The sequence below is a fragment of the Microcystis sp. M090S1 genome (genome assembly GCF_020246295.1).
GTDB lineage: Bacteria > Cyanobacteriota > Cyanobacteriia > Cyanobacteriales > Microcystaceae > Microcystis > Microcystis aeruginosa.
The window spans coordinates 1-7,431 of the sequence record NZ_JADBTF010000425.1 but is presented as its reverse complement, the minus strand read 5'-3'; the positions used below and the strand labels follow the sequence as shown (position 1 = coordinate 7,431).

Genomic DNA, 7,431 nt, shown 5'->3' with positions numbered 1-7,431 from the left:
TTCGGACTTTGTTGGAAGACCTGGGGACAATTTGCTTGAATACAGTGGAATGTACGATTAGGGAGGGAAGTTATCGTTTTTCTAAGATAACTCGACCGACCCAACTGCAACAACAGGCGTTAGATTTATTGGGAGTTTCCCTAATTTGTACCCAGTAACGGGGCGCTGTAAATTCTCTTAATCCCTTCTACAGCACAGGTTATGGCCTTTTGTCAACGGGGAAGTCCAGATATAAGATGAACGTAGGTTGGGTTGAAGCATGAAACCCAACGCCTGTATGGGTTACGCTACCGCTAACCCATCCTACAAATAATTGTGCCTCCCTACTTAGACCTGTGCGAAAATTAAATTTGTGAGAAAAAAGAGCAAGACAAACCGTGCGATTGCCCTGTCAATCGTAGCTGATCAGGTCGCCCTTGTTCTTCGTCAGTGAAACCCCAGCAGTTTTTGGGTAGTCGGCAAGAACCCTCCTGCAGCGACTCCAACCAATCCGACTTTAGTTGTGGGTTCTGGAATGGTTTCCCCGCGTTCTTGCAAAACTTCAAGGTAAAGTTCAATCGCTTCTTTAATATTTTCCTGAACCTCTTCAAAGGTATCTCCAATGGTTTACTCAAGGATTACTGAGGATACTGACCCGGACTTTTTCACCATTTTGCAAAGGTTTACTACTATTAACGACGAAACGCTCCCCCGGTTCGAGTCCAGTGATAATTTCTACTTGACCGTCAAGCGCTTGACCGAGACGAACGGGACGTTTTTCCACTTGCGAGTTAGACTCGGAAAGGACGAAAATTGCCGAGGATTCCCCCTGACCGACAATTGCTGTTTCGGGAACAATCACCTGAGGGGCAGAATTATTATTAAACCGTACCCGGGCCAATAATCCCCCTTTGATTAAACCATCCCCATTGGGTAGAGCAATCTCCACGGGAATCCGCCGGGCCGTGCCTTGGCTGAGGGGAAAAATCCTGGTGATGCGACCGGAAAAATTTCTATCACCGAAAGCATCAAGGCTGACATTAACCTTTTGTCCTAAATTAATCGTTTTTAAATCCAATTCCGATAATAATACTACCACCTTGACCTGTTGAAAATCGCCAATTTTGAGGACTTCATCGCCGATACTGACTAAATCCCCCGGCTCTTTCAGTTTTTCGATAACTATCCCCGTCGCTGGTGATTTAAGAATAGCGTAGGCCTGACGTTGTTGTTCCTGAGCGATGACCGATTTTTGGGCGGCAATTCTCCCGATAATTCCCGCCACTACCTGCTCCTCGACTTTAATTCTTGATCGCCCGCTATTAACGGCTTTTAAAGCTACTGCCGCCGTAGTTTGGGCTGTTTCGCCCTGTTGCAGGGGAATCGCCCCTTCTAGGGCTAATTTTTGCAGGCGCTCGGCATCATTTTTGTCCTGTTGGTATTGTAGTTGTAGGCGCTCCACTTCAATTTCAGCGTTACTGACTTCAATTCTCGCCCGGGCTAATTCCGCTTCTAGGGACGACAGGGCGGCTTTTTCTTGCCGGACAACGGTGGCGAGGAGACGATCATCAACACGGGCGAGGATTTGCCCTAATTGCACCTCATCTCCCACATCGACGAGGAGATTGAGTAACTGACCCGTGGCTTGCGATCGCAGAGAAACGACTTTTAAAGGTCGGGTGGTTCCTGTGTAATCGAGATTGCGTTCGATGGTTGCTGGTTTAGCCCTGGTGACGTTGACGGTAGTAGTACGGGCCGCCGGTGGCGGTGGTTGGGTTTCGGTCTGGGGAGAACAACTCGCGCTTAAGGATAAGATAACCAGAGCGGAAAGGATAATCGGAGTCGATCCCATGGCGATAATCTTGGTAGAAAGCGGCTTTTGAGTCGATGGTCGCTTATTCCTCGTCCCAAGCTTCTACCGCTACCACTTCGCTGAGAGGGTCTTGCATGGAGAAACCGAAATCGAGCAACTCTTGCTTCCAGTATCCCCACTCATCTCCGTATAAAAGAGCCAGTTTCCAGATACTATCGCTAGGTTTGACTACTTTTGCATCTATCCACTTGCTAACCTTGCGTTGAAACTTCACCATCGGGTGAGCTACAGCTTGTTTGGTCATAAATTCAATTGCTATGAAAACTTCGGATTTTGCGCTTCCCAGCTAAACTAACTCAAGACTAAGACTTTTGCCATTACAAAGGAGCGAGAAGCGCGTTTATTAACTTACTTGTACACCAGATCTCTGGTTTTAGGCAAGTCTTTTTAACCAAAAGTACGGTAATTACTACTATAGATTAGTATAACCGGAGGCCACAATCATGGAACCGATGCCTTGATCGGTGAAAATTTCCAGTAAAAGGGCGTGGGGAAGACGACCATCGATAATATGAGCAGCCTGAACTCCCTGGGCCAGCGATCGCACGCAGCAGCCAACTTTGGGAATCATCCCGCCGGCAACGATGCCTTTTTGAATCAACTCCCGGGCCTGTTGGATATCTAATTTAGCCAATAAAGTGGAAGGATCCTTGTAATTCTCTAAAATTCCGGCTGTATCGGTCATCAAAATCAGTTTAGCTGCCCCTAAAGCCGCCGCTATTTCTCCGGCTACCGTATCGGCATTGATATTATGAGCTTGGCCGGTTTCATCGGCGGCCACACTGGAAATCACGGGAATATAGCCACTATTGACCAAGGATTCGACGACGCTAGTATCGACACTGCTGACTTCTCCAACAAAACCAATGCCCTCTTTACCCACGGGACGAGCAGTGATCAGATTGCCATCCTTACCGCATAATCCTACCGCTTTACCGCCGGCTTGATTGATCAGGGCAACAATTTCTTTATTGACGCGTCCCACCAGCACCATTTCTACCACATCCATGGTGTCGGCATCGGTGACGCGTAAACCGTCTTTAAATTGGGGTTCAATGCCTAATTTATCCAGCCAACTATTGATTTCTGGACCGCCGCCGTGGACAATAACGGGACGAACCCCCACACAGGAGAGAAAAACGATATCTCGCATGACCGTGTCTTTGATATCGCTGTTATTCATGGCCGCACCACCGTATTTAACCACTACGGTACGACCGCGAAATTCTTGTATATAGGGTAGGGCCTCGCTGAGGATTTTCACCCGTTGGGCATCGTTTTCCTGGATATTATTATTCATGCGTTTTTTTACTCGTCTGATTCAGTGATCAGTTTAGCGGTTTCAGGTTTGACAAAAACTGTTCACCTTGAACGGATTTCTAGAAAGTCCTAGAGTTGCAGAATTTTTCGACGCAACGGACAAAAATCTCGACTCCCATCGCTAACACAGATTCATCAAAATCAAAGCGGGGATGATGGTGGGGATAGGCTAATCCTAATTCGGGATTGGCAGACCCCAAGAAGAAATAACAGCCCGGTACTTCCTGTAAAAAGAATGACATATCTTCCCCTCCCATGGTTTGACATTCGGGAACGATTCCGTCCGGGGTTTCCACCACTTGTGCGGCGATTGAGCGCACTAATTCCGCCATCTGATCATGATTGATTACCGGGGGATACAATTGCCAGTAATCGAATTGATAACTAGCCCCCTGACTTTGACAGATGCCCGCGATAATTTCTTCCATCCGTTGTCGGAAATAGCCCCCTAACTGGGGATTGAAATAGCGCACCGTCCCACTGAGATTAGCACTATCGGCGATCACGTTTCTAGCGGTTCCCGCTGCTAATTTACCCACAGTCACCACGGCAGCATCGAGGGGGTTGAGGTTGCGGGCGACGATGGTTTGCAAGGCGTTGACGATTTGGGCCGCCACCAGTAGTGAATCGACGGTTTGATGGGGAATTGCCCCGTGGCCGCCCCGGCCTTGAATCTGGAGATCGAAACATTCCACCGCCGCCATTAAGGGACCATTTTTCACGCCCACTGTCCCTAAAGGCAGATTATTCCAGAGATGCATCCCGATAATTCCGTCCACGTCGGGATTTTTCAGCACTCCCGCTTCGATCATCGGTTTCGCCCCCCCCGGCCCCTCTTCGGCGGGTTGGAAAATAATTTTTACTGTCCCCTTGACATCGTGACGGTTTTGTGCTATGTAAACTGCCGTGCCGAGGGCGATCGCTGTGTGGCCATCGTGACCACAGGCGTGCATTTGGCCCCGATGTTGGGAACGATAGGGGACTTGGTTTTCTTCGGCGATCGGTAGTGCATCCATATCGGCCCGCAGGGCTAAAACCGGCCCCGGTTGACTGCCTTCGATGGTGGCGACAATTCCGGTGCCGGCGATGCCGGTTTGATGCTCAATTCCGTATTTAGTCAGGGTTTGACTGATTAAGGAGGCGGTGAGGTGTTCTTGAAAGCCTAGTTCTGGTTTTTGGTGTATTTGTCGGCGCCAGTGGACTAATTGCGGCTGCAGGGAACGAATGGCAAGGCGAATTTGAGGGCAATTTAAGCTATTAGGAACGGGAAAGGAGGAAATCATCGGGTTCGGACGGCTAGATTTTTTGAGCACCGATTTCTAGTTTAACGTCGGTCGTCGGTCGTCGGTCGTCGGTCGTCAGGAGACTCCGAGACAGGAGACAGGAGACTCCGAGTCAGGAGTCTCCGAGTCAGGAGACAGGAGACTCCGAGTCAGGAGACTCCGAGTCAGGAGACAGGAGATTATTTTTATTTATACTTCCCACACCCCACACCCCACACCCCACACCCCACACCCTACACCCTACACCCTACTTCCCCACTTCCCCACTTCCCCACTTCCCCACACCCCACACCCCACACCCCACTCCCTTCTTTACAAAACTTCATCGTAATTGGAGGGCTGGAAAGGGCAATCCTTGGGTAATAGGGGAAGGGAAAGCGGGAAAATATTAAAAAAAACTTAAAATTTTTATCTTGCTGCCCTTTATACCCTTAAAGCCTTGCTGTCTCTGATTTCCCGACGGTGAGAGGCTTTGAGCCATGGTCAAGAATCGATGACCAACTCGATCGAGTTATTGTTAAGTGACTGTTACAAAAAGACAGCAAAAAACTTAATAAGATGTAACAAACAAAGTTTCGACAGCAGTGTATAAATTTAATTTGAGGGGCCAAGATAACAGACAAAAGTTAAGCTGGATACTTGTTTAACCTCCTTAGGTGATTTATGAGAGAGCCATGAAGTTTTTTCAGGTTTCTTAAAGTAGGTCGCAACAATCACGGTCAAGGCTCGTCCAGGCTCACCGTGAAATCCCTTAAGAGGGAAAACCTTTTAATTGCAAGCAAATCCCATTTAAATTTAGGAGATTGTCACAATGTTTGACGCATTCACCCGGGTAGTATCCCAAGCTGATGCTCGCGGCGAATATTTAAGCTCTTCCCAACTAGACGCTCTGAGCGCCATGGTTGCCGACAGCAACAAACGGATGGACTCTGTTAACCGGATCACCAGTAACGCTTCCACCATCGTTGCCAACGCCGCTCGTAGCCTGTTCGCTGAACAGCCCCAACTGATCACCCCCGGTGGTAATGCCTACACCAGCCGTCGTATGGCCGCTTGCTTACGCGACATGGAAATCATCTTGCGTTATGTTACCTACGCTACCTTCTCTGGCGACGGCAGTGTTCTCGATGATCGTTGCTTAAATGGTCTGCGCGAAACCTATGTAGCTTTAGGAGTACCCGGAGCTTCCGTAGCTGCTGGCGTAAGCAAAATGAAAGAAGCTGCGTTGTCCATCGCTAACGATCGCAACGGTGTCACCCCTGGCGATTGCAGTGCTTTAATGTCTGAAATTGCCAGCTACTTCGACCGCGCCGCCGCTGCTGTCGCCTAGTCCCTGGGGCTAGTCTCAATTGAACCGTAGGAAACTTATTGCAAGATTATTGGGAGATACCAAACAATGAAAACCCCCCTTACCGAAGCCGTAGCAGCCGCTGATTCTCAAGGTCGTTTCTTAAGCAGCACCGAAATCCAAGTTGCTTTCGGTCGTTTTCGTCAAGCTTCTGCCAGCCTCACCGCCGCTAAAGCTTTAACCGAAAGAGCTAATTCTTTAATCTCCGGTGCCGCTCAAGCAGTGTACAACAAGTACCCCTACACCACCCAAATGCAGGGGAATAACTTTGCGGCGGACCAACGTGGTAAAGACAAATGCGCTCGTGACATCGGTTACTACCTCCGCATGGTGACCTACTGCTTAGTTGCTGGTGGAACCGGTCCGATGGACGAGTACCTCATCGCTGGTATCGACGAAATCAACCGCACCTTCGACCTGTCTCCTAGCTGGTACATCGAAGCCCTCAAACACATCAAAGCCAACCATGGTTTAAGTGGCGACCCTGCGGTAGAAGCCAACTCCTATATCGACTACGCTATCAACGCTCTCAGCTAGTCCGATCGAAAAAACTGCTGGTCTGGAAAGACAGGAGGTTGTTAGCAAAAGGGTTAGCAATCACCTGTTCTTCCAGACCTTGTTATATCCATTAAAGGTTAGTTTCAGGAGGATCGACGATGACTAGCTTGATAGCGGCCCAGAGACTGGGATTTGAACCCTACAACGGTTCCCCCCGCTTGGAATTACGCTCCACCGACAGTGATGAACAGGTAGAAGTGGTGATCCGCGGGGCCTATCGACAGATCTTGGGCAACGAGCATCTGATGTCCAGCGAGCGCCTGATCAGCCTAGAATCCCTCCTACGCAATCGTTCCATTAGCGTCAGGGATTTTGTTCGGGCGATCGCTCAATCAGAATTATATCGGCAGAAATTTTTCCACAGCAATCCCCAAAATCGCTTTATCGAGTTGAATTATAAACACCTGCTCGGTCGCGCTCCCTACGATCAAGCTGAGATCGCTTTCCACACCGATCTCTACAATCAACAGGGTTACGAAGCAGAAATTAATTCCTATTTCGATTCCCCCGAATACAACCAACATTTCGGTGAGAACATTGTCCCCTACTATCGCGGTTTCGCTACCCAGACGGGTCAGAAAACCGTCGGTTTTAGTCGGCTGTTCCAAGTCTATCGCGGTTATGCGACCAGCGATCGCGCACCGTTAAAAGAGGGAAAACTGACCAGGGAACTAGCCTATAACAGTGCTTCCCCCGTTTATATTAACGGAACTGGTCAATCCTTAACCGGATTAGCTGGGGGCGATCGGGGCAAATTCTATCGCTTGCGCGTGGTGAGTGGCGCAAAAGCGGGACGACAAACCCGTGTGCGTCGCAGTGTGAGCGAGTATCTCGTTGCCTACGAGCAACTATCGAACAAATTGCAAGAAATCAACCGTCAAGGCGGCCAGGTAATCGAACTGATCCTCGCCTAGCTTTGAGCGGTCAGAAATTGACATCCTCGCCGCCCTAAAAGTGCGGCGATTCCTAAACCTCACGATTTAAGTTTCTGCTTCAACCACCGTTGCATACCACGGTTAAAAAACCATGTACTGTCTTACACAAAGTCCACAGACTTTCGCTCCATTTCA

8 protein-coding genes are annotated in these 7,431 nt (G+C 49.1%); 3 read left to right on the top strand and 5 right to left on the bottom strand.

Annotation, left to right across the window (positions count from 1 at the left end; translation table 11 throughout):
* Positions 1–426: 426 nt before the first annotated feature.
* From IM477_RS18745 to IM477_RS18725, 5 genes are all read right to left on the bottom strand, one after another.
* Positions 427–558, bottom strand: a complete 132-nt coding sequence (locus IM477_RS18745) for a hypothetical protein (protein ID WP_230400940.1) — start codon at positions 556–558, stop codon at positions 427–429.
* Between the two features lie 52 nt (positions 559–610).
* Positions 611–1,831: an efflux RND transporter periplasmic adaptor subunit gene (locus IM477_RS18740; RefSeq protein WP_287733023.1), complete on the bottom strand. Its 1,221-nt coding sequence runs from the start codon at positions 1,829–1,831 to the stop codon at positions 611–613.
* 43 nt (positions 1,832–1,874) lie between these two features.
* Positions 1,875–2,096 carry a DUF4327 family protein gene (locus IM477_RS18735; protein ID WP_002759020.1) on the bottom strand — a complete coding sequence of 74 codons (222 nt, stop codon included), beginning with the start codon at positions 2,094–2,096 and terminating at the stop codon, positions 1,875–1,877.
* 168 nt (positions 2,097–2,264) lie between these two features.
* Entirely contained in the window at positions 2,265–3,152 is an 888-nt protein-coding gene (gene argB, locus IM477_RS18730) for an acetylglutamate kinase (protein WP_061430248.1), read from the bottom strand.
* A 79-nt stretch (positions 3,153–3,231) separates the two neighbouring features.
* Positions 3,232–4,455 carry a M20 metallopeptidase family protein gene (locus IM477_RS18725; RefSeq protein WP_287733024.1) on the bottom strand — a complete coding sequence of 408 codons (1,224 nt, stop codon included), beginning with the start codon at positions 4,453–4,455 and terminating at the stop codon, positions 3,232–3,234.
* An 811-nt stretch (positions 4,456–5,266) separates the two neighbouring features.
* On the opposite strand from IM477_RS18725, the gene cpcB reads away from it, so the two are divergent.
* From cpcB to IM477_RS18710, 3 genes are all read left to right on the top strand, one after another.
* Complete coding sequence (gene cpcB / locus IM477_RS18720) at positions 5,267–5,785, top strand: C-phycocyanin subunit beta (protein ID WP_002771747.1); 519 nt, start codon at positions 5,267–5,269, stop codon at positions 5,783–5,785.
* 66 nt (positions 5,786–5,851) lie between these two features.
* The gene (gene cpcA / locus IM477_RS18715; RefSeq protein WP_287733022.1) at positions 5,852–6,340 is read left to right on the top strand and encodes a C-phycocyanin subunit alpha; all 489 of its coding nucleotides are present in this window, start codon (positions 5,852–5,854) and stop codon (positions 6,338–6,340) included.
* A gap of 119 nt (positions 6,341–6,459) precedes the next feature.
* Complete coding sequence (locus IM477_RS18710; protein ID WP_287733021.1) at positions 6,460–7,275, top strand: phycobilisome linker polypeptide; 816 nt, start codon at positions 6,460–6,462, stop codon at positions 7,273–7,275.
* Positions 7,276–7,431 lie beyond the last annotated feature (156 nt).

Coding starts and splice junctions, on each gene's coding strand:
- IM477_RS18740 (WP_287733023.1), bottom strand. CDS start 1,831: ATGGGATCGACTCCGATTATCCTTTCCGCTCTGGTTATCTTATCCTTA.
- IM477_RS18735 (WP_002759020.1), bottom strand. CDS start 2,096: ATGACCAAACAAGCTGTAGCTCACCCGATGGTGAAGTTTCAACGCAAG.
- argB (WP_061430248.1), bottom strand. CDS start 3,152: ATGAATAATAATATCCAGGAAAACGATGCCCAACGGGTGAAAATCCTC.
- IM477_RS18725 (WP_287733024.1), bottom strand. CDS start 4,455: ATGATTTCCTCCTTTCCCGTTCCTAATAGCTTAAATTGCCCTCAAATT.
- cpcB (WP_002771747.1), top strand. CDS start 5,267: ATGTTTGACGCATTCACCCGGGTAGTATCCCAAGCTGATGCTCGCGGC.
- cpcA (WP_287733022.1), top strand. CDS start 5,852: ATGAAAACCCCCCTTACCGAAGCCGTAGCAGCCGCTGATTCTCAAGGT.
- IM477_RS18710 (WP_287733021.1), top strand. CDS start 6,460: ATGACTAGCTTGATAGCGGCCCAGAGACTGGGATTTGAACCCTACAAC.